Genomic DNA, 22,537 nt, shown 5'->3' on the forward strand with positions numbered 1-22,537 from the left:
TTAATCACCAACATGCATGGAGCGGTAGTTACCATCTTCAGGGTAAAAACCCAAAAACCTTAATCGGGTTTGCCCTGTGCGTAAGCCTGGATATAAAAACACAGTTGGCACACTAAAATGCCCTTGAAGCTGACTCTCTACTGAGCCAATTCGCATATAAGGGTGCAGTGCTTCTAAGTCTGTTACAAGTAACAGAGCCTTCTCATCACCCTCAAGCTCGTTAAGCTTTTGCTTTAATCTCACTTGCAAGCCTTTTTCTTTATCATTAAGCGTATTAGCAAGAGAGTTATTAGCTTTTATCCACTCCTGAGGGGCAGCAGCATCTTGCTTAAGCCAAAGATTGCGGCGAAATGCTGGCACTGATTTAAGAATATCATTCACATGCTCAGCAATAGAAAAAGTGTGAACAATAAAGCCCTGCTTTTGTAGCATTTGAACCCATGCTTTTGTTTGTCGCTTAACCTCGATGATTTGCTTAGGCGAAAACACTAAGTAATAAACTGGTTCAAAGCTAGCGTGTTGGAACTCCCGTCCTTGCTGGATCTTGGTAACCAACTCATCAAAGTCCTGTTTCAATGATGACATCTACGACCTCCTCCATTGTTTTATAAGACCAACTGATAGAAACAACATCAGCGGCAGTTTGAATAATCCAAAATTTATGAACACTAAGTCGCTTTATCTCATCTCGAACATCTTCTGCCTGTAAGCCAAAAAGTAGCCAATCTGGATGATTGATTAGGTTATTGTCAGCTATGCCTTGAAGATGAAGATCATAGGCCAGAATGACTGTGGCACAAGGATTAACCCTGATGGGTGTTATTTGTCGTGCAGTCCGATTTAAAGGCTGCAACAGTTGATAGTCGACACATATGCTCAACAAATAAGATGCTTGTCTTTTGATGGTTGATTCAGACCATAATTTCTTAGTTTTGCCATCATGAGTTGATCTATGAACAAATTTTGTTGAGTCTTCATTTGTGATCTCAGTATAACCTGAGGCATAGCGCTCCCAATATAGTGTAGAAACAAAATCTTGTAATATAGGATTTGCTCGAGAGCTGTATATAAAGAACAATTGATTTAAAGATTTTGTTGAAATTCGGTGGCTAAGTAAAGATAGCCATTTCGCAGGCTGAGGACTTGGTTTGAGATAACGCGGTGCAAAACATTCTGCTACGATATTACGAAGGCGACGAGCTGTAATATTAGGAAATTCACCCGAATCTAAAGCGGTATTTACTAAACTTTGGATATCCATTCCTTCAACCCAAAGATCCAGTAAAGACTGCGTTTCACCAACTAACCCAAGACCTGCACCAAGTTGTGTTGTGTAGAACTTCTCTTCGATCACCCTCTACTCCGATAGTAAGGGTAAACCTGTTGACCAGAACTAAAACCTTGAAGGTATGCTGCGGCCATGCATGTGACCATATTTTGGTCGAATGAATCAGATTTAATGAATAATGGACCAACACCGTTCGTAGTATCGCCATTAGCTAACTCGTGCAAGACCGCTGAAGCCGCTTCTTCCGAAGTTAAGGTTTCCAGTATCGAGGCATCTTTAATTAAACTTTGTGATATTTCATACTCTACATTTTCTGGAAGCCTAAATAGGTGCTGGACGTTACCGATACCGATGTATTCATCATGGATTACACGAGCAGCTGAACTTGCACCATTAATTCTTGATAGTGCAGCTGTTTTCGGAAAAACAGGACTTAGAAAAGCCTCTCCTGAACTAGATAAAAAGCTGCTTGGCCACCAATTCACTTGCTCCTTTTCCCCCATGTAAGCTACACATACTCTCAATCTAACGATCTTATTCTTTATTTCTTCTTTCATACATTTCTCAAAGTTATAACCATGTCGATTTTGATAAATATACCAATTCTAAATTTAGTAAATTATTTTTTTATAACTACACCCACTTTATATCTAGATATATTTCTATATACCTAGACTCTTCACAAGTAATTGATATATAAACATATTTTCATTTTTCTGCTTTTCCGTGCTACATTATTACATATTAATTGTTTCATTATTAGCTCATCTGCATTCGCGCTCTGGCAGGCTCTAATAATAGCCTGAACAGAGCGCGAACACTAACTTAGGAGATATTTTGCGCCCCAACTTTGACGCCACAAAAGAACTTGAAGCTTTGCGCAAACGAAAAGCGCTTAGTCGCAAGCGTCGATTCAGAAAGAATCGATTAGAGCGTTATCGTGCGGAATTAATTTCCTTACGTCAATCGGGCGCAAGTTATCGAGAATTGTCTGACTGGATTCGAACCAATAAACGCTGGAGAGTTGATCACACCGTTATTCGTCGATGGATGATCAAGTTACCAGAAATGGAGCATCAAAATGGCTAGTTTTGCAAAAGCATCAACACAAGCCAATCGTGCTATTCGTCGTTCATTGGCTTTAGGTAAAGCAAGTCATAACTCGAAAGAGTCTGGGAAAATACATAGTGTAGCCACTGCAAAAGCGTATGAAGACTCTTTAAAATTAACAGCTCAATGGGATAAGGAAAATGGCGGAAAAGGATTAACACTTTTAGATACTTCAAGAGCAGTAGCTTATTTGATAGAACGTGCTGAATATGTAACTCAAAAAACCTTAGATAAAGATCGCCAAGCATTACAGATTCTTCCTAATGTGGATAAGCCAGAACGCATTAAGTCGCATGTTATAAATACGGGACTTTCAACTCAAAGCCGAGCATATAGGCTTGAACAAGTTGATCATATTGTTAGCCATCAAAAAGAGCATAACGCTATCGCTACTGAAATATCCAGAGAGGCAGGACTTAGAGCACATGAACTGTATACGATTAGACCATTAGCAGAACAAGCTATCAGTACACATCGTAAATTTAGTGATGAACGTTTTGAAGGTCGCTTATCCTTTGTTTCTTATTCGGTTGTTGGTAAGGGTGGATTGATTCGAGAAGTAAGACTTTCACCAGAGTTATCACAACGATTAGAAAATAAACGATTTGAAGAACCTAAAGATGCAATTGATAGAGGGATACACTATCAACAACATTATGATATTGGTGCTGGTAAGTCCTGGTCACAAAGTTTTTCAAGTGCATCAAAACGAGAATTTGGTTGGTCGAATGGAGCTCATGGACTAAGACACAGCTACGCACAAGATCGAATGAAAGAAATTCAGGGTTTAGGACACACCTATCAATCAGCTCTTGAAATTGTTTCCCAGGAAATGGGACATTTTAGAGCTGATATTACCGAGGTTTATTTACGGTAATGTTCACTAATAAAAAAGACCAAGAGATTCTCGAGCTAAAAGATCAAATTGAAATATTAGAGTCTAAATTTAACCATGAAGAAAAGCTTCGGCTTGAGACTGGTAAAAAAGCAGATCGTGAATATACGGATTTTTTAATCTACAAAAAAGAATCTCAGCAACGAGAAGATGAATTCAATGCTGAGATTGCTCGTTTAAGAAAGATTATTGCTGCAGAAAAGAAGAAAAGAATTAACTCAGCCTGTGCAAATAGGCGTAGGTTAAATGGCAGATAAAAACTGAATAAAAAGACTGGTTCACTATATGAACTCAATATTTTTTACCGTTTAAATTGTTAAAAAAAACGTGACTCTGGCATGTGATTCAGAGCTTATACCTGAAAACCTATCAGGATTTTATAAATAAACATGGAGGCATTTTTATGCAATATACAGAACCCGTAATCTGGCTTTAAGGCGCAAGCGGGAAAAGTGAAAAATGGTGTGATTCGACAGAATATTCTGTTGATTGAGTCCGACCAGGCGAACACTTAAATTCGTCAAATGTGAGGCCATCGGGACGATTATCTTTTAAGGTATGACGCTCTCGATCAACTAATTAATCAGTTGGTGTAACTAACGAGAAAATTTTAAGTATCAAAAACAAAGCAGGAATGGTTTTGCAACCCTGCTCCGTTTTTTTATTCATTTACTTTAGAGCTAAAATTAGAGCCTGATTTGAATGAATTAAACTGTTTGACCGTAGGTTAATTTTAAAATTGTGTTTTATTTCAATTACTAAAGATTTTTTACAGAATAAAAAAGTCATCAGATCTTGAGCTGGAACTACTCGAACTGCTAGAACTTGAACTGTCGGAATCATTAGAGTTGTCTTTCTCACTAAGTACGGCAGTCAATACAATAGCTTCAGCTGTGAAGTCGTCTTTTTTATTGTTAGTACCGTTATCACTTTCAGATTCCCCCCACGTAGCCCATACCACTAAAAAACCTAGAGTTAAAAGGGGTAAAGTCATAGGAATTGCTTTGTATTCTTGTAGGACATTGAAGTGCTCTAAAAAACTCATGAGTATCAGAGCTGGAATTGCGCAAATCCCAAGGAGTATCAAGCCAATTAAACACTCAGTAGTGAATGATTGTTTTTGCTCATCTTCCCTCTTAGTTAAGTAATAAGCAGCTATACAAGTAATCACAGTAATGGCAATGATCAATATCATTTGTGTACCTCCGCATGTGGCTAATAGAGACATTTTAACACACAACCAATCAGCTAACTTAGATTAGGTTTTACATAAAAAACATGACCGGGTTACTTCAATATTACTGCGTGAAGAGCTGGATAACTTTTTCATATTTACCACTGAGTAAACACTTTCATAGGAAACTGTTTACTTTTCTGCTTGGATTTCTCCTGTTAGTCGATAACCAGGCACGATAAACAACGCTTTAATTCTGTCAGATCATCGGCTACAGTAAACAGATGTCGAGACAACTGTTTACTTCCAACGGGAAGCGCAAGTATTTAACTCAAGAAGAACAAGAACGCTTTTTACAATCAGCAAGCGATCTTGACCGCGCCGAGGTGCGGACTTTTTGCATGACGCTAGCCTATACAGGGTGCAGAATATCCGAAGCGTTAGAACTCACCATCGACCGCGTGGACTTATCCGCTAAAACAATCAGCATTCGCACTTTAAAACAGCGCGATAAAATCATTTATCGGGACGTGCCCGTTCCAGACCATTTTATTGATGCCTTAAAGCTGGTGCATCATATCCAGAAGATGCAAAAACTGAAAGGCGGTGGTAAAGACACCCTGCTTTGAAGTTTTCGTCGTGTCATGGCATGGAAACATATTTCTAGGGTAATGCTATCTGCAGGTATTACAGGCGCACATGCTACGCCTAAAGGTTTACGGCATGGCTTTGGTGTTCGTATGGCACAAAAAACTCGCAATCCTCGCCTCGTGCAAAAACTACTAGGGCATAAGAGCCTAGAGACTACCGCTATTTATATGGACTTAGTAGGCGAAGAGGAACGCGCAGAGGTATTAGCCGCGTGGTAGCGGTGAGTTTTGAAACAAACCTACCAAGAGTTAGACGGAATCTGTAATAACAGGCAAAATACAGACTGCGTCTAATAAACTGTTAGGTAAATAAGTAATGGCAATGGACAATGACTGGCATTCAATAGATGTAGAAGCTGAGGTAACTCTTTTACCAAGCAGTCAGTCAGGTCGTGAAAAAGGTATTACATCTGGTTACAGACCTAATCATAATTTCGGTTCTACTGAAAATCCTGTTTTTGGTATGGGACAAATCACAGTTCCAAAAGATGAATGGATAGAACCAGGAAAATCAAAGAATGTAGTAATTCAATTTTTATTACATGAAGAACTAAAAATTAAATTAGCTTCCGGTGTAGTTTGGCGTATTCAAGAAGGCTCTCGTCATGTTGGAAATGGTAAAATTATTAAGGTAATCTAAGTTGTATGTACTTAATATTAAATAAAATACCTAACAAGTCGCTTAAGCGGAAAAAAGACTCGCTCGCGCTCACATTTTTCCGCTTAGCAAGGCGATATGTGTCTGCGACGCGAAATAGAAAAAGTACCCAAAAGTACGGGGGGGTGAATTCACAGGGTGTCATTTCAAAATTAAATAACATAGCCAGTAAGGAATTTACCGTTTATCTTATTATTAATACGGTTATATCAACTTCAATATAATAATGAAAAATAATTGATTAGGATACGGAAGTTTAACTCCCAAATTGACTTTAAAGAGAGGTACTATGAAAAAATCAGACCAACAGTCACTTGATTCTATAATTAATCAATTAAGATTATTTCAACAAGATCATGCAGTCCGCTTTAAAGAATCTGATTTTGGATTTAATGTATATTTAGAAAAAAATATAATTAAAGCCAGAATGAATCGTCAAAGAATGGACGAAAGACTATTAAAATCGTTGACTCCCTATATTAATAATAACTCTCCTTTCAAAGCTTCATTAGAAGAAGATAAAAGTATTACAATATACGTGCCTGCTTTATTTGAAATTAAACCTAGGCCTTATAATTATTCTAAAATTATGTTTCATACCGATTCAGAAGTCATAAAACTTTCCATAGAGAGAGGGTATGAAGACCAGTTGGTCATACCTAACTAGAAAAATTACACGCTTGTAATGATCTAGGCGTTATTGTCTCTGCGAGACAAAAAATATTTTGTGGTATTTGAGTATTGCCAGTGCGTTTAGTCGGTTGCAGTTAGCGTTGGTTTAGCTTTTGTAGCTTTGTTTTTTTGCACATCTGTGATGTTCTATTATTATCCACCTTAAGTTAATATCACATAACAATTTGCCACATCGGAAAAACTACTCGCTCTCGCCCGCATTTTTTCGCTGAGCAAGGAGTTAGGACTTAAAGGATTAAATTTAGTTTATGCCCTAAAAGGGTTCCTTTTTGGTGCAGTTGGCTATTACTTCTCCCGCTTTAACTTTCTACATTACGATTATTTTTGTTTGTTACAGTATCCATAGAAAGCGCCTATTTATATTGACCTAACTACCAAACATTCTACAGAATAGTCATTATGTAGAATGTTATATGCACCAAAACTACTAAATTTGTTGCAAATAAACCTAAAAAAAGAGCCTAAATCTTTCGATAAAGGCTCTTTAGTATGTTCAACCAATGAGGTTTTGAATCGCTATTGGCTATTGTATTTATAAAAAATAATTTTATTATGCTCTATCTACAATCTGTTGAGCCACTTCCTCAAATCATTCGTAATAATAAGTTTCACAACTTGGTATATTCACCCCATAAGCTCCTGAATAGTTTTTACTGCACCTTGAATCCCATTTTTCTTTTATGTATTTTTGAGCATCACTTGAATTTGTCATAGGAGTATTTTCTTGAAATCTAGGGCTTTTTCTAGCTCCAAAAGAACCTTCACAATAGAACTTACAACCATATTTTTGAGAAGATGAACTATAGCTTGATGAACTAGAGGCTTTTGCTGCTTTTTCCCTAGCAACTCTTCTAGCCGCAGGGCCTAACTGAGGAGCAATATGAGCAGCACCGCTTAATAGTTTGGCTCTAATATCAGAGGATGCTGTGATTTTATAATTTTTAGAAATTCTTTCACAACTCCAAAATCCACAACTACCTTTTACTGTTCTTTCAATGTTCACTGAACCTTCGCCAACTAGCGAACCATCTGCAAATTTTCCGTAGATTCTACCTTCATATCTTTTTCCTTTATAACTAAAAGTTAAATATATATTACCTGTCTTTCCAGCGGTATCCATAGTAGGAAAATTATATGTAGAAGCCCAATCCGCAGCTCCATCAACATCCCATGATGAACTAGACTTTGGATCTGGAGAAAGTATTGAGCGAATATTATATCTGTTAACAAAATTAAGCATTTGAGACTTTCTGGTTATAACTTCATTTTTCTCTAGTTCCTTCTTTTTTTGATACTTAATTTCACGATCTATTCTAGACTTTGCATTAACTTTTCTCATCCATGATGTTGACCCATCTTGTTTACCATTTGAAAACCACGTACGTTTTCCTGCACCCTTCGCATAACCATTTACACATTTACCAGTCCACTTAACTCTTTTAGTAACACCTTCTTCAGGATATTTCACATAGTGAATACAATTATTTTGATCTCTTGCTATATATTTTGAAATTCCTGCCGTTGCAGGCTTACTAAAAGTGTTTTGTTTCTGCCTTGATGAAGTAGCAATGTTGTTATTTCTTGTTACTGCTTTACCTAATGCACCATTGCCATGACGATGATTTATACCCTGCTTAGGAAGAAGATGGCTGTGGGAGCGACCATTGTGTGAATGCTGAGTATTATTACTAATTTTTTGAGGTGCAGGTTTATTGCTTGATTTATGAGATATATTAAATTTTTGTTTTGGGTTTGTTTTACCAACCAGTTTTTCTAATGCTTTAATCCTTTTATTAACCCACTTAATGTAACACGCTGTACTATTGCAGTTTTTATCCCTCCACACCTCTTCTTCATAGTCTGTAGTATGAAGTTTACTCAGATTTATATTAGGTAATCGTTTCGCCTTGTTCCATAAAAACCTATATTCATCATAAACTTTCTCTAATTCATTATCAGTACATATTGCGATTGCATACTTCGATTTAAGTTTTTTTAAATCTTTCGGACACCAACTAGCCGCGTTTACTTGAGATACCCAAATGAATGTTAGGAAAATGGGTAAAATATAAAAAAGACACCTACTTTTAAGCATATATTCTCTATTTAGTAATTAAAAATAAACAGTCTAGCCAAGAAGTAATTGCTACGCAATTTAAGACACTAAATTATTTAGCAGATTTGTATTATTAAACATTTTACATAATGACCCTTTTGTAGAATGTTTGCTATGATGCCGTATGGTAATTTATTTAAAACAATATTTATAAGATTTGATTCAGTATAAGCTAAAAAGAAAGCCCTACCAGTTCGATAGGGCTTATTGTTTGGTTAGGTAGTTAATATAAATGAAACAATATTGACTATTTTGTTTCATAAGTGATTTACATTTACCAGCCAAAAACTTTCTTAATGCGCTTATTTATGCTTTTTGCCCCTCTTTTAACACTACGATGAGCTCTTTTAGAAGCACGATCAATAGCCTTAAAGCCATTCTTTTTACCACGAACATAATCAATAGCATTCTGTCCGCCTTTCTTAACTTCAGGGTCTTCAACAGCAATAGCAACAACAGTTGCCCCAATAATAATTCCATTTGTTACGGGATCTGGAATTCCTTTAAACTTAATCAAAGTGTTAGCAAGACCAGGTTCAGCTCTAGCTATACTTGTATTCATAAGACCAAGTGTAATCAATAATACTAATAAATATTTCATCTTTACGTCCTCTAAGGTTAGTTCAATATAAATAACCTCATGCATGAGTGGTTATCACTATACACAGAGTAATGACCATTTTTCAAATCTTGTCAGATTTATTTTTATTCTTTATAAATAAGTAATTTAAAATATTATTAATTTTTGATGTTGCTGTCATAAAAGGAAGCCTAGGAATGATCGGTGGTTATTTAGCAGTAGCTACTAAAGAAGGTAAAAAAGCTGGTCAAAATGTTATTGACTATGCCCGAAATAAAGAAAGTCCAAAAAAGGCTGTTGGAGGTGTTCCTAAGAAAGCTAGTATGTATAAAGTTCACGTAATCATGATTTAGAATGATCATTTTGAAACGATTAAAAAATTTAATCTCAGTTCAACTAATAGTATTTTGGGAAAGTACTAATAAGCTGCTCCGTTGTTTTATTAAATCCTCCATCATCTGATTTAAAAATTTTATTAAACAAAACAAGGCTTACACTTGAAATAGGTAATTCAAAGTTTCTCTTGTAAGCCGGTATATCCCATTCATTAGCAATAAATCTGTCAAATTTTCTCTCAATATTACCTATTACAGTATTAGAGGCCTGTCTTTTGGATACTTTTTTTCGAAGATAATAAGATGCAGAATCTTTAGCGCTTGACCAAATAAAACTATACACCTGGGCTACGCTTAAAGTATTGAGTAACTGCTTTAAAACATGAGCTGTTTTTTTCCCCACACGATAATCGAAACCATGCTGAGACTGCATGAGTTTTAAAAAAGCAGTGCACTCTTCAAACCGAAGAGTATCTATCAATTCTTTGGCTTCACCATACCAATGATCTTCCCATTCAAAATCAATAAGTTTATTTTCGTGATAAGTGACAAATTGACTTAAAGACCCAAATTTTGTTTTATCGTAAAGCACCGTGTATTTTGATTCTGCTGGTGAATAGTTGAGTTCTCCCGTAAGGTTACTTATCGACATAGTTTCAATCGAAGTTTCTTTACTTATGTTAATGATTCCTTTCTTGAACAAATTATTAATTAACTGAACATCATTATCTTTATCTGGAGTCAAAGAAGTTTCTAAATTCGAATAGTAAGTATCGATTATCTCAAAATCTTCTCGTACTTGATGCTTTATAAGGCCCAATAAATAAATAAGGTCCTTAAAAGATATTTCTGACTCACCAAAAGATAAATGAATTGATTGATTTAACTGAGCATTAAAAATTTTTCTAATATGCTCAAATCTCTCAACTTCCTCTCGCTCTTTGCTTTCTCTTTGTAGCTGCATCATTCTTCTTTCTTCAAGTAATAGCTTTTCCTTTTCTTTAGCGATACAAACATTACAACTGGAAGCTTTACTTTTAGAGCTTTGAATATAGGCAGACCTGTTTTTATATATTTCAGGTTTATTGCAACTAGAGCATAAATAACCGGAGCTAGTTGCTTGAGTCATTTCACTAATCATCTTTGACAAGATGTATTCATTTCCTTCGTAATTTGGAGATTGTTTTAGCAACTCTCTAATATTATATTTGAATCTGTTTGTTTCCTCCGATAGTTCCCAATACATTTTACATAACTGAATCTCATCAGATGACAAATCCCCCAAGACTTCTACATGAATAATCTTTTCCATATGAATACCTCAAAAGTTTTTAGTTTTTATAAAATATAGGAATTAACTGTATCTACAAAAAAGTTAAATCAGCACCCTATTCTGAAGTTTTTATAAAAAGAGTAGCGACCAATGTTCACCATGTTCACCAAAGTTAAATTTATTATTTATATCAATGTCTAATGGGGTGAACATTGGGTTACCCTATGTTCACCCGGTGCATTCAAAGTTCACCCTAAAAGGTGAACATGATGAACATATGGTGAACATTAAAAGAGTCAATGTTCACCCCCTAACTTATTGTATTTAAAGTTATTATAGGTGAAAGGTGAACATGGTGAACATTGGCCGCATCTTTTTAAGTAAGAACAAAAAAATAACACTAAGAAACTCCTCAATGTAATGGAAATTTCCCCGATGTAATTAATTTCTAGTTATAGTTTTCCTGACTTGTACCCTAAAACCATCATTGCGCCTATTCTTCTCCTCAAACATTTCAATCTTATGTACTCTTAATGCGGGTGCAATCCTATTAAGAAGATTCATCAATCCCTGTGCTGATTTAGGCCATGAAGCCTTATCAAAGTATCTTGGTCGATATTTAGTAAGTCGCTCCAGTAAATGTCCCTTTGTTCCATAGAAATCACCCTCATTTGATATGAGGTTGATTAGAGCCTGAGCAACAACAGATGATTCGATTACACGCAATACTACTCTGTCACGATTTCTTTTAAATATTTCAGTGAATGATTTCTCAATGCCCTGTACATTAAGCATAGCTTGTCCTAAATAAGCAAAATCAGCCATTCGTGGAGGTTTATCAAGTCTTTTTATATTAGGCAACTCAGCGAGTACTAGGCTTAGCAGCTCATACAAAGAGCCCATTATCATTGGCTGGTTTTTTTCCCAGTTTTTATTTAACTCTGACTCAGTGATATAACCTACGACTCTTGGGAGTTGAACTGCAATAGTCCTATCACCTAGGTCAGGACGTGTTGCAAGCGGCGTAATGCCGTTTATCACAACTGGACGCATAGCTTCCAAAACTTTTTCCTCACTATCACTATATAGTTTCCTGGAAGCATCACCTCCACCCGTTGATAGCGCACAAAGTGCATCTTGTGTGTTAGCAGTCAGATGAGAAAGATTGTTATAACTTATTAGATGATTGTGTTGTGTTGTGAAATAAATTCGTTCCACATCACGAGGCGCACTCCTAAGATCTACCTTATTAGGATCAATTATTTCTTTTAGACGCTTTTGGAAAGTACTCTTTGCAGAACCCTGTTCACCAGTGATTTCAAGCACAGGGTATGGCCTATTAATTCGCATACATTCTAAAATCCATGCTAAACACAAGAATTGCGAATCTTCTGATTCAATATTCAGATGCTTCCATATCAAAGAGATATTACCTCCTTTGACCGGAATAGGTATTTCTCTAGTTGTATTTGACCGAACAAACTTAACAGGAACATTGCTACTTTCTATTACTTTGTAACCTTTACGAGAGACTTCAACTGCTTTCCATTTTGGACATCCCAAGTCTACATACACCTTACTTTCATGAAGAGCATAACGAGCATAAACCTCTATCTCATCACCTCTGTATAAACCTAAACCATATAAGGTATCTGCTGCATCTTTAATTGAAGCGTCGCCAGGAGTTGTTTCATAATGAGTATAAAACTGGTATGAAGCCCAATTTTTGAAACCTTGGGAACCAAGCTTCCAGTTCTCAAAGTGAGTTTCTGATGAGTCGTTTGAATTGACTTCGAAGCTTATAAATACTTCATCATCCATATTATGAAATAGAGATGCATTAATACTTATCAATTCAACAAGCTTATCTGCTTTTGATTTTTTAACTTCTTGATCGTTATTCTCTTTCTGTATTTTAGGCGCATCATCATTAATTAATTGTTTTTCAACATCATTAATTTTCATCGGATCCGCCTCCGATTGATTTCTTTTCTGATTCTATGGCTAAAATATATAGGTCATTAAAATCACATTTCCCACCATGAGGCATATTAGGCGTAGACACCCTTCCATTGACTGCTAATGCTGCCTTTGTCGCTTCTTCAACTCCAATATTTGGTACATCTTTATTCTCTTTAACATCATTATCTGCACAGATTACAATTTTAATATCAGGCCAACACTTTCTTACGGAAAGAGAAACGGCTGTCAGGTTACCTGCATTCATGGCACAAAATACTGGGGAAAATCCTGAGAGAATGTAAACTGTCCATCCTGTAGAAACACCCTCACAAATATAAACAACATCAAATGGCTGCTTGATATTCCCAAACATGAAATAAGAGCCTTTTAATTGACTACCTTTAGCAAAGAATTTTTTACCATGTTTGTTTATGTACTGAATTGATACAAGCTGCTTTTGATTGTAAAGAGGTACCAGTAAATTACCTTTTTGTTCCCTTAATGACTTAGCAGCATCCATACAATGTTTTTTCAACAAATAAGGATGATTCGGGGATGCTGGCAAACTACTTTCCCAAACACTATTAGCTATTCGTCTCGCTTTTACGTATCTCTTCTCTTTTTCAGCCTGTTGATATTTAGACATATCATCACGAATTTTCTTTAATGCTGAACGTTCTTTTATTAAAAGGGGTTTATTATTCCTTTTAAAATGCCAACTCTCATTAAGTCCGGTTTTCCAATTCCCGTAAGCACCTGCAAAAACAACTGCATTCGAATAGAAAACGTACCAACCACTTTTTGCATTACCTTTATCAGAGTCCAATTTAAATCGCTGGATACCTGCATCTACTTTAATATCATTCAAATAACCTAATTCATTATCTTCAAGAACTAACTGAAATGCAGAGATAGCATCATATAAATTTGTTGTGTTAGAATTAACATGACTTGATTCAATAGTCTTTTTATAAGCCCGCTCAGTGTTACCAGCACTGAAAGCGGGTTTTTTAATGTATGTCATTCTTCCCCCTCACATTATTTGTGCTTTGGTTATGAGCAATGCATAAAATAGGCTTAGCTATATTGTGCGATTTTTTGAGGGATTTAGTACTTACGTGAGCTAATTTATATAGATTATTCATGATGCAACCTCCCGAACTTCAGATTGGTTCAGCAATTTAAGGTATTTGCACAACTCTTGATCTGCATGAATATCTGATTCAAGCCAATAAGGACGACTACGAATATAAATAGCCTTCTTTTTCATTTTTTTATTTTTCTGAAAGTGCATCCAAACCCAAGCAGAAGAGCGATTGAATATTACTTCTATTTGCTTGGAGGAAAGTAAGCGATCATTTAAGGATACTTTTCTATTAGCTATGTTTGATAACCAATTAGCTACCGACTCAGATTTAAAGTAGAGAGAGGCACCTATTTTTTCAGGAGTTGGGAATCCATTTTCTTTGATTTCACGATTTAAAGTTGAACTGCTAATGTTACCAAGCGTGATTAATAGCTCGGCGTTTGAAATACTTTCTTGCATCATATTCACCTATCAGGTTGTTTAAAGATAGGAGAATGGTCTACTTGAAATAATAATATTTCACTGTATTACTTTCAAAAATAAACAAATACAGTGGAAAAATATCGTTTTATAGAGAATTCTAAATTAATAATTTTTTATTTAACAAAGTGAGATACTTAGTATTTGATAATTCTTTTGCCGACGTTATCCAACCATCAACATAGTTTTTAGGATATGTACTCGTCTGATTAGCAATCCATACATCCCATGTCTCAGGGTCTACTACTTTCATAATTTCTTTATAATCATCGTCAAGATTCATCCCTGCTGAAATAGCATCTAAAACCCTTATATATTTAATATAGTTTTTTTCAGCAGTTAATTTACCTTCATGATTCTTCCCATGTTTTTCACGCAACATGTCAAGAGACTTTTTAGCAATGCTTATTTGACTTGATATATCTTCTTTAGCATTAAATCTCATTACAAAATGTTCGGGACTGATAGGAGCTAGACTCTTTTGCTTGCTTAGAACAGAATCATAGTATTTTTGGTCTATGAACTCAGTCTTTGCCGAAAAAAAACCAATTTCTGAGATCTCGAACCTAGGATCTAGGTCAGAATGATGACCTATAAATGAAAGTCCATATTTTTCATGAATTGCTTCATAAAGTGAAACAGTCGTATCATCCTTTTGTTCAATCGATCGAGCGTAGTAGTCAAAAATTTGGTTGTTTATAAATTCAATTTCTCCAGAGCTTGAACCACTTTCGTTAAACCTTTCTGTTATCTTTTTTTGAAATTCTAAAGTAATGTGTTTTGGATTAATTCTGTTGAACTCTGGAAAATGCCCTTTTAATTTACATCTATCATAATCATATTGATAATTTTTATTCCTTCTAAGAAATTCCCATGCCCATTCCTTTGTAGAACGGCTTTTCAAATAAAATGTCTCATCCTTCCAATCATGAATTGGATAAGGATAATAATCTTTTGTCCTATGGTGCAAAAAAGGTAAAATTTTGTATTTTTTAAATTTTTTCTCTTCGAGAATTGGTTTTTCAAAAAAATTATTTAGAAAAAACGTGAAGACATGACGTAACCTCTCCCCTATCGTAAATAAACAATTTACAATCAAAATAACAGCTTTAATTATTATTATTTTCATTAACCATCAACTTTTTTAATGCGAAACACTTTTTACTATTAATGAATCTTCACAATCATTCTTCAAATCATCTAAATAGTTAGCCCACTTTTGAAGCATAACTGTTCTTTCTTGCAAGTAATCTGCATGATTATAAGCACGCCTAACATGGTTTTTTTCTTTATGAGCAAGCTGAGCTTCTATTACTTCGCTTCTGTAACCTAATGTATTTAAAAATGTAGATGCAACGCCTCTAAAACCATGAGTAGTAATAGTATCGTTATCAAAACCCATTGATCTAAGAGCTACTCTTATTGCATTGTTGCTCATTGGTCTTGAACGACCCCTAGCAGAAGGGAAAACATATTTACTTTTACCAGTGTATTGATAGGCTTCTTTTAAAATTGTCACCGCCTGAGAACTTAAAGGAACTTGATGTTCATCCTCTGGCTTATTTGCGTTTTTTATATGAGTAGGTAGTTTTCTGCGTTTTGCGGGTATCGTCCACATAGACGAATCAAGATCAAACTCAATCCACTCTGCATTGTTTAATTCGCTAGGTCTGACCATAACCATTGGCACAAGTTTTAGAGCCTGCCTAACTACAATAGAACCATGATACCCGTCAATAGCTCTTAACAATTCGCCAAGCTTTACAGGGTCGGTAATTGCTGAAAAATGCTTTTTAATTCGTTTTGGTAGTATCAACTGCAAATTAATATCTTTAGCTGGATTTCTTGAAGCTTTACCATGCACTAAAGCATAATCAAATACTTGCTGAATAAACCCCTTTACACGACTTGCAGCATCTACAGCACCTCTATCTGAGACTTTCATAATGATTGGTATTATGTCGGGAGCTTCGATTGATTTTGCTTCCTTATTACCAAGCCAAGGGAAAACATCGCGTTCTAAATAGCTCTTAGTTCTTCGATAATGTTCTGCTGACCACTCAGGCTTTTGATGCTTTAGCCAAACTTCAGCTATTTTCTGAAAAGTGTTCTCCGTCAGTGCTTTCTTATTAATTTGTTTTTGTTGGGAAGGATCTATTCCAGAAGATACCAGCTTTTTAGCTTCATCTCTGCTGGTACGTGCTTCAGATATGCTGGTATCAGGAAATTTACCAATAGTGAAAGTTTTCTGCTTACCATGAATGCGATAGTTATACCGCCACACCTTAGCGCCAGTAGTTAAAACTTCACAAAATAATCCCCCACCATCGCGCAAACGATAAAGCTTGTCTTTTGGCTTTGCCTTGGTAACTGTTGATATGTTGAGGTTGCTAGTTGTGTACTTAGCCATAAGTGCTGGTATGAACTTTATGTATTATTTGTAATACCAGCAAATATACCAGCTTTAAAATTTAATACCAGCAAACTTAAATGAATACCTAGATGCTTAAATACTAGCTAAACCATTGTTATTATTGATTCTTAGGATATTTTTAAACATCTAGATATTAGTGCTTGGTAGGCACGCTCGGACTCGAACCGAGGACCCTCGCCATGTCATGACGATGCTCTAACCAACTGAGCTACGCGCCTGCAAAGTTTTTAGTAACTATCCCCAAGAAAATTTGCACTTCTTAGAAGGATTTAAGTTTGCTACTAAAAAAGCAAGGTGGGGATTTTATCGTTATTAAAAATGATTCACAAGCTTTCTAAATCAAACGGTGGTATTTATTTACTATGAAAAATAGCTTATAAAAAAGTGCCTATAAGTAGGGGGGTGTGTTTTTCTATTTACAACACTATCTGCTACAGTTGCGAAATTATTTGAGTTGCCGAGAAACACAATGGAAAACTTTGAACAGTATCTTGCCCCTTTACTGGCTTACTTTGATGGTGAACCCTGGCCTCAAGGTATTGCCATTATGTGTGCGACTTTTCTTTTTGCATCAATTATTTCCTGGTTTATCTTCCGCATATTAAAATTCTTAACCAGTAAAACAAAATCTTTTCTCGATGATCGTTTACTCGCCATAGCCAGACCCCCTATTTACTATTCACTATTGATGACTGGCTTTTCTGCTGGCGTTAATCGAATGCCTCTGACTGATAAACTCACCGATTATTTAATCTTCGGATTTAAAACTCTAGGTGTCATTATCTGGATGATTGCTTTGGTGAGAGTATCCAAAATTATTCTGCAACAATTGGCTTGGGGTGCTGGCAATAATAACGTAAGGCTCATCCAACCTCAGACACTTCCGTTATTTGATAACGTATCAAAACTATTAATTGTCGCAGTTGCTGTTTATATCATTTTCCAAATATGGGGAGTCGATATGACAGCTTGGTTAGCTTCTGCGGGTATCGTCGGTATCGCTGTAGGTTTTGCAGCCAAAGATACACTTGCCAACCTTTTTTCTGGCGTATTTATCCTCGCAGATACACCTTATAAAATTGGTGATTATATTGTTTTAGATGGCAACCAACGAGGTAAAGTTACGCATATTGGATTGCGCAGCACTCGCTTGATAACTCGTGGAGATGTGGAGGTAACTGTACCAAATTCAATTATGGGCAATAGTAAAGTCACCAATCAAAGTGGCGGACCACATCCAAAATTCAGGATAGAAGTAAAAGTTGGCGTGGCTTATGGCACTGATATCGACCAGGTAGATGATATCTTGATGCGAATTGCAGAGAATGAGCCTTTGGTTACCAAGTCACCCGAACCTCGAGTACGCTTTCGTACATTTGGCGCATCCAGTCTCGACTTTGAGCTTCTTTGCTGGATAGAAAACCCAGAATTAAGGGGCCGAACCTTACACAAGTTGAATAGTGCCGTTTACAAAAGATTCAATGAAGAAAATATTGAAATACCTTATGCGAAACAGGATTTATATATTAAGGAACTACCCCACCAATAAAAAATTACTTTTGCATAATAAATTTAGTCAAACAAAAATGAATTCTTTTACTTTATTTAATGGGAGTGATCAAAAACTTAGACATAAATAAATTAATATAGTTTGAAGATAAAACTATTAATAAGCATGTTTCAATCAAACAACTAAAGATACTCTTATATAAACAGAAGCGAGATAAGAGAACGCTTTCTCAATAATATTCAATCATACAAAGAAAGGGAATTCCTCCCTTATATTACTCAATAATTCCAGGAGGCTCCGTTGACTTTAGAGAAGGTTGAGAACTATTACTGTTTTTATTTTTTGAATTCGATACGTCAATGTTAGTTCCTGACTCAGGTTTTGAAATTGTAGCTTTTTCTTGTTCACCAACATAATGGGACAACTTACTGCCCTTTGGTTTCTTATTTAGTTCTCCTTCTTTTGAACTTACACCGACAAAAACTCCATTTGCATTCACATCGTTATTTATATTTACAGTTTTAATATCCTGAGGAATATATGGGTCTTTAGGTGCTTTAACTGCTTTCATCTTTGTTTCAACATTCTCTTTAGGGCAAGGTTTATCATTATAGAAAGTTGCCCCTTGTTCATTTACACATTTAAATATTGCAGCATCAGCCGTTTTAGTAAAAAGTATAGCTTGCGCACTTAATACTAAAACAGTAGCTAACATTTTGTATTTATATTTCATATTCAGAGCCTCTCCTTATATTAGACTTAAAACTTTCTATTCTGCTTGAGGATCACTCCAATAAACAGACTCTAAACGACATGCATCATACCCTGATGATTGAGACAGCTTCTTACCTGCACGAATATCAACTGGGTGAGTACATGATTTATCGCCAGTAGGCTCACCATCATCACTCGTTTCTTCAGTTATTACTGGCGGGTTATAGACAATCTGAACTTTGTTAAGAATCTCTGTACCCTGTAATTCGCCAATATCGTCAGCTGTAACTACACCATCACCATTCAAATCAAGAATTGCTCCACCTGTTAGTAAATCTATCGCATATAACCTAGATTGAGTTGCAGGTGCTGCACATTGATCTATTAAACTGTTATTAGTTATTACTTCAGGTACTAATGTAGTGAAAATAACTCCACCATCAACGGTTAAAGCACCACCCAACACTTTTTCTCCAGCATCAGCAAAGTTAACAACCCAACCTCTTTTATTGGCATCTTTAATAGAATCTACCTGTGATGAACCTGTAAGACTAACATTTAACGTTGCCAAGTCACTTGTTACTATCGCCGAAGTCGCTTTAGGGTTTACATCCGTGTAAGCAGTGTAAGGAGATTCATCGATTAATACGAAGAAATTATCTGAGATAGCCTTATCTAATGGACCAGCTCTAAAACCACTACCTATAGAAATTGCAAAGACCGTTTTACCGTTCAATATCATCTTTGCGGCATCTGGCTCATTATAGAATTTACGTGAATTACTACCTGACCCGCCTAAGGATGCTAGTTTAGTTAAAACAGAAGAATTATCAGATGAACTCAATGTTTCACTTAGATCCAATCGCCATACGTTACCACCTGTATCTGCAAAATACATACGATCTATTAAACCATTATAATTCGTATCAAGAACTCGAACACCACCAGGAATACTACTTTGAATCTGCGACCTCATTGAATCAGGCATAGACCAAATTAAATCACCATTATCAGCATTATAAATTTGTATGTCATTTCCTACATCTGCTGTCACTTCCATTGTTGAATTATAACCTCCATCATCCTCCTCAATTTCACATGTTTTGAAGACACCAACAAGAGGATCACCAAATACACTATTTCTACAAGCAATATCGCCGGTTACGTTTTCTCTTGATACCCAAGTATCATTTGCTCCGTACCAAACAGTAACTGACTTACCTGTAGGTATATTACATATAGAATTTTCGTTGGCACAAAAAGTACGCTCACCACTATCTCTATCTTCATCCTCGTCATAACCACCACTAACAATAACTACTTCCTGGCAGTTCAGACTGCCGTCAATACAAGTAGAACCAGTCACTCCAACTTTATCAAGGTACGGTACAGACCAAGATTGCCCCATTGATTTATTTCCAACTATGCTAGAGTCATATGACCTTTTCCACAAAAGCACTGGATTATCTATATCAGTAACATCTAGCGCATAGTAGGATGAACCACCTCTTCGAAGCCCGAAATATACTATTATCTGATCACCACTATTAACAGAACCGTCATCTCCACCTTTAAACCAGTAAGTTAAAGATCCATCAACACCATATTTATGATCATCTTGATTACCTGTGTTTAGGAACTGCGGCTCTGAAAGTGTTTTTAATAATTCAGCGGGAATAAATGCGAATTTCTCTTCTCCAGTCTCAGTGTCAAAAGCGTGAAGATATCCTTCATTAGTTCCAGCAAATATATATTGCTGCTTGCCGCTTCCAGAAGATGAGCCTTTCTCATACGTTACGACCAAGGGCTCTGAATGTAGCATGTCGCCCATATGGAGACGCGGAGTACCAGGCGAAGAAGATGAGGCATTATAAAGCCCTTGATCCCAACCACGCATAAAGTTAACGATTTGAGTACGATACGCAAGGTTTGATGAAGAAGACAAACCCAGATCAGCATTTGAAATATTGGGGTTTACTGACATGTCTAACTTATTATCATTACCAACACTTAGAGCAATATTTGTATCACCGGTCAGATTCGAGTAAATTTTTCTTGCAGCAGGATCCGTTAATTTATTTGCCAGACCACCTTTTTCAACGGCTTTTCCATCTGGATCTGAATTTGGACTATCTGACCAGTAATCCAGGGCACTTGCAGTGAACCCCCCTAACTCATCTGTTGCATTTTGATTGTTTTTACCACGAATTAAACGCCTTCCATCGACATCTACAATTTTAAACTTCTTCAAGTTACCAGACCAGCGTGATGTGTTCTTACGATCAAACACAGGAATATAAATATCTTTTTCGTGCTCTAGGCCGTTCTTAACATTTACACTGTACCCTGGCGAGGCTAACGTACCTTTAGGTTCTACTACTTCTTCAAGAATTTTCTTAAAAGCCGCAGCTAGCTCAGTAGGACTTGAGGCTAAGAAATAACCATCATCATTGGTACCGGAGTTCTCATCATCATATGTGGCAAGACTCTTTAAATAAGACTCTGTATTGGTACCTGCACCTGTTCCGAAACCAATTGTAAACGTTTCAATAATCTGATTCCCATACTTTCCTTCTGGAAAACTGCCTGTTGGGTCTGGTACATTATCATTAGTCGCAATATATTGAGTTAATTCTGGGCCACATTTACCTGCGGCAAATGTACTGGGAGTATCTGTACAATCCGAAATATTTAAGGCTAGATTACCAAAACCCGAATTGCCCTGCATGATTTGCGCAAATGGGCCTCGACTTTCTGACCAAGCAGCTCCTTGAGTATTCGCGCTACCATCATAATAATAAGTAGGCTGACCATCAGACATCATCACAATATAATTAGCCTGACAGCTACTATTTATAGGTGAGGTGTATTTAGGGGCCTGTGAATAATCTCTTGTAGATGTAGAAACATTATTAGTAATAATAGACCCTGAATAAGTCGTTGGATGCGCCCCCACTCCTGTAGCCCCGGTTGGCGAATCATAACCGTACCTCATTTCCTCACCACGAAAATATAGAGCCGCTTCGTACAAGGCTCCTACTAGAGGTGTACCACCACTGGCAGTCCAATTATTAACTACCCGTGAAGCGTAGTTTCTGACTTGTTCATCTGCGGTGGGGTATACACCTAAACCATAAACATCACCAGTGGTTGGAATAACATCCCGAGCTTTAGAATTTATGTCCCTTAATGGAAATGATACCCCCGAAACTCCATGTGTTCTATTCCCCTCATTTGAAGTAGTCCATTCTGAGCCATTCATACCAGGGCCAAAACGCATAAGACCTATATTTACATTATCAGGAGCATCTAATAAAACTTGCTGAACAGCTTGCTGCAAAATAGACAGTTTTGACTGAGTACCTCCAGGTAAATTAGAATTCATACTACCAGAATTATCTAACACAAAGAGCAAGTTAGGCTTTGATACATTAACTGAATAAAACACCTCTGTATCATCAGCATATACGCCAACCCCTGATGCCACTATAGATAAGGCAAGAAAGGTTTTAAGTGTTGTTTTTAAGTTATTCGTTAGATTTTTCATAGTTCCGATCCTTTGAGGATGAATTATTTTT

21 protein-coding genes, 1 tRNA gene and 1 pseudogene are annotated in these 22,537 nt (G+C 36.2%); 8 read left to right on the plus strand and 15 right to left on the minus strand.

The features are described 5' to 3' along the window. Genes Q1A31_RS11350 through Q1A31_RS11360 form a run of 3 tightly spaced genes read right to left on the minus strand, consistent with a single transcriptional unit; the run spans position 1 to position 1,845 of the window. The gene (locus Q1A31_RS11350; protein WP_299876418.1) at positions 1-585 is read right to left on the minus strand and encodes a BREX protein BrxB domain-containing protein; all 585 of its coding nucleotides are present in this window, start codon (positions 583-585) and stop codon (positions 1-3) included. Continuing rightward, positions 560-1,354, minus strand: coding sequence for a BrxA family protein (locus Q1A31_RS11355; RefSeq protein ID WP_299876420.1), 795 nt, complete (start codon positions 1,352-1,354; stop codon positions 560-562). Before Q1A31_RS11355 ends, Q1A31_RS11350 begins: the two co-directional genes overlap by 26 nt. Then, positions 1,351-1,845: a BrxE family protein gene (locus Q1A31_RS11360; RefSeq protein ID WP_299876422.1), complete on the minus strand. Its 495-nt coding sequence runs from the start codon at positions 1,843-1,845 to the stop codon at positions 1,351-1,353. The genes Q1A31_RS11355 and Q1A31_RS11360 overlap by 4 nt, the downstream gene beginning before the upstream one ends. A gap of 280 nt (positions 1,846-2,125) precedes the next feature. Here Q1A31_RS11360 and Q1A31_RS11365 point away from each other — a divergent pair, with 280 nt between their 5' ends. Genes Q1A31_RS11365 through Q1A31_RS11375 form a run of 3 tightly spaced genes read left to right on the plus strand, consistent with a single transcriptional unit; the run spans position 2,126 to position 3,550 of the window. Continuing rightward, positions 2,126-2,377: a hypothetical protein gene (locus Q1A31_RS11365; protein ID WP_299876424.1), complete on the plus strand. Its 252-nt coding sequence runs from the start codon at positions 2,126-2,128 to the stop codon at positions 2,375-2,377. Next, complete coding sequence (locus Q1A31_RS11370; protein ID WP_299876425.1) at positions 2,370-3,275, plus strand: hypothetical protein; 906 nt, start codon at positions 2,370-2,372, stop codon at positions 3,273-3,275. Before Q1A31_RS11365 ends, Q1A31_RS11370 begins: the two co-directional genes overlap by 8 nt. Continuing rightward, on the plus strand, positions 3,275-3,550 hold the full coding sequence (locus Q1A31_RS11375) for a hypothetical protein (protein ID WP_299876427.1): 276 nt from the start codon (positions 3,275-3,277) through the stop codon (positions 3,548-3,550). The genes Q1A31_RS11370 and Q1A31_RS11375 overlap by 1 nt, the downstream gene beginning before the upstream one ends. A 512-nt stretch (positions 3,551-4,062) precedes the next feature. Here the strand turns inward: Q1A31_RS11375 and Q1A31_RS11380 are convergent. Next, the gene (locus Q1A31_RS11380) at positions 4,063-4,488 is read right to left on the minus strand and encodes a hypothetical protein (RefSeq protein WP_299876429.1); all 426 of its coding nucleotides are present in this window, start codon (positions 4,486-4,488) and stop codon (positions 4,063-4,065) included. 263 nt (positions 4,489-4,751) lie between these two features. Here Q1A31_RS11380 and Q1A31_RS11385 point away from each other — a divergent pair. The 3 genes and pseudogenes from Q1A31_RS11385 to Q1A31_RS11395 all read left to right on the plus strand — a co-directional run bounded on the left by Q1A31_RS11385 (position 4,752) and on the right by Q1A31_RS11395 (position 6,442). Then, positions 4,752-5,336: pseudogene (locus Q1A31_RS11385) on the plus strand (tyrosine-type recombinase/integrase). Between the two features lie 97 nt (positions 5,337-5,433). Then, positions 5,434-5,757 carry a hypothetical protein gene (locus Q1A31_RS11390; RefSeq protein ID WP_299876431.1) on the plus strand — a complete coding sequence of 108 codons (324 nt, stop codon included), beginning with the start codon at positions 5,434-5,436 and terminating at the stop codon, positions 5,755-5,757. Positions 5,758-6,064: 307 nt separating this feature from the next. After that, a complete protein-coding gene (locus Q1A31_RS11395) occupies positions 6,065-6,442 on the plus strand; it encodes a hypothetical protein (RefSeq protein ID WP_299876433.1) in 378 nt (125 codons plus the stop codon). Between the two features lie 615 nt (positions 6,443-7,057). Here the strand turns inward: Q1A31_RS11395 and Q1A31_RS11400 are convergent. Next, a complete protein-coding gene (locus Q1A31_RS11400) occupies positions 7,058-8,563 on the minus strand; it encodes a hypothetical protein (protein WP_299876436.1) in 1,506 nt (501 codons plus the stop codon). Between the two features lie 295 nt (positions 8,564-8,858). Beyond that, a complete protein-coding gene (locus Q1A31_RS11405; protein ID WP_299876438.1) occupies positions 8,859-9,185 on the minus strand; it encodes a hypothetical protein in 327 nt (108 codons plus the stop codon). A gap of 176 nt (positions 9,186-9,361) precedes the next feature. Between Q1A31_RS11405 and Q1A31_RS11410 the strand changes: the two genes are divergently transcribed. Then, positions 9,362-9,517 (plus strand): hypothetical protein, encoded by a 156-nt coding sequence (locus tag Q1A31_RS11410; RefSeq protein WP_299876440.1) that lies wholly within the window; start codon positions 9,362-9,364, stop codon positions 9,515-9,517. A 43-nt stretch (positions 9,518-9,560) separates the two neighbouring features. Here Q1A31_RS11410 and Q1A31_RS11415 read toward each other — a convergent pair whose 3' ends face one another. The 7 genes from Q1A31_RS11415 to Q1A31_RS11445 all read right to left on the minus strand — a co-directional run bounded on the left by Q1A31_RS11415 (position 9,561) and on the right by Q1A31_RS11445 (position 16,953). Next, the gene (locus Q1A31_RS11415) at positions 9,561-10,811 is read right to left on the minus strand and encodes a hypothetical protein (RefSeq protein WP_299876442.1); all 1,251 of its coding nucleotides are present in this window, start codon (positions 10,809-10,811) and stop codon (positions 9,561-9,563) included. A gap of 402 nt (positions 10,812-11,213) precedes the next feature. Continuing rightward, positions 11,214-12,737: a hypothetical protein gene (locus Q1A31_RS11420; RefSeq protein WP_299876444.1), complete on the minus strand. Its 1,524-nt coding sequence runs from the start codon at positions 12,735-12,737 to the stop codon at positions 11,214-11,216. Further along, positions 12,727-13,758, minus strand: coding sequence for a toprim domain-containing protein (locus tag Q1A31_RS11425; RefSeq protein ID WP_299876446.1), 1,032 nt, complete (start codon positions 13,756-13,758; stop codon positions 12,727-12,729). Before Q1A31_RS11425 ends, Q1A31_RS11420 begins: the two co-directional genes overlap by 11 nt. Before the next feature lie 117 nt (positions 13,759-13,875). Next, the gene (locus tag Q1A31_RS11430) at positions 13,876-14,283 is read right to left on the minus strand and encodes a hypothetical protein (protein ID WP_299876448.1); all 408 of its coding nucleotides are present in this window, start codon (positions 14,281-14,283) and stop codon (positions 13,876-13,878) included. 118 nt (positions 14,284-14,401) lie between these two features. Further along, positions 14,402-15,430, minus strand: a complete 1,029-nt coding sequence (locus tag Q1A31_RS11435) for a DUF6499 domain-containing protein (protein WP_299876450.1) — start codon at positions 15,428-15,430, stop codon at positions 14,402-14,404. A 15-nt stretch (positions 15,431-15,445) separates the two neighbouring features. Continuing rightward, complete coding sequence (locus Q1A31_RS11440) at positions 15,446-16,711, minus strand: integrase arm-type DNA-binding domain-containing protein (protein WP_299876452.1); 1,266 nt, start codon at positions 16,709-16,711, stop codon at positions 15,446-15,448. 165 nt (positions 16,712-16,876) lie between these two features. Then, a tRNA-Val gene (locus Q1A31_RS11445) sits at positions 16,877-16,953 on the minus strand. A gap of 251 nt (positions 16,954-17,204) precedes the next feature. Between Q1A31_RS11445 and Q1A31_RS11450 the strand changes: the two genes are divergently transcribed. Continuing rightward, complete coding sequence (locus Q1A31_RS11450; protein WP_299876454.1) at positions 17,205-18,284, plus strand: mechanosensitive ion channel family protein; 1,080 nt, start codon at positions 17,205-17,207, stop codon at positions 18,282-18,284. A gap of 235 nt (positions 18,285-18,519) precedes the next feature. Here Q1A31_RS11450 and Q1A31_RS11455 read toward each other — a convergent pair whose 3' ends face one another. Both Q1A31_RS11455 and Q1A31_RS11460 read right to left on the minus strand, forming a co-directional pair. Continuing rightward, positions 18,520-18,978: a DUF4124 domain-containing protein gene (locus Q1A31_RS11455; protein WP_299876456.1), complete on the minus strand. Its 459-nt coding sequence runs from the start codon at positions 18,976-18,978 to the stop codon at positions 18,520-18,522. Between the two features lie 36 nt (positions 18,979-19,014). Beyond that, positions 19,015-22,506 carry a PilC/PilY family type IV pilus protein gene (locus Q1A31_RS11460; RefSeq protein ID WP_299876458.1) on the minus strand — a complete coding sequence of 1,164 codons (3,492 nt, stop codon included), beginning with the start codon at positions 22,504-22,506 and terminating at the stop codon, positions 19,015-19,017. Between the last annotated feature and the right edge of the window lie 31 nt (positions 22,507-22,537).

Source organism: uncultured Cocleimonas sp. (assembly GCF_947495625.1).
Lineage (GTDB): Bacteria > Pseudomonadota > Gammaproteobacteria > Thiotrichales > Thiotrichaceae > Cocleimonas.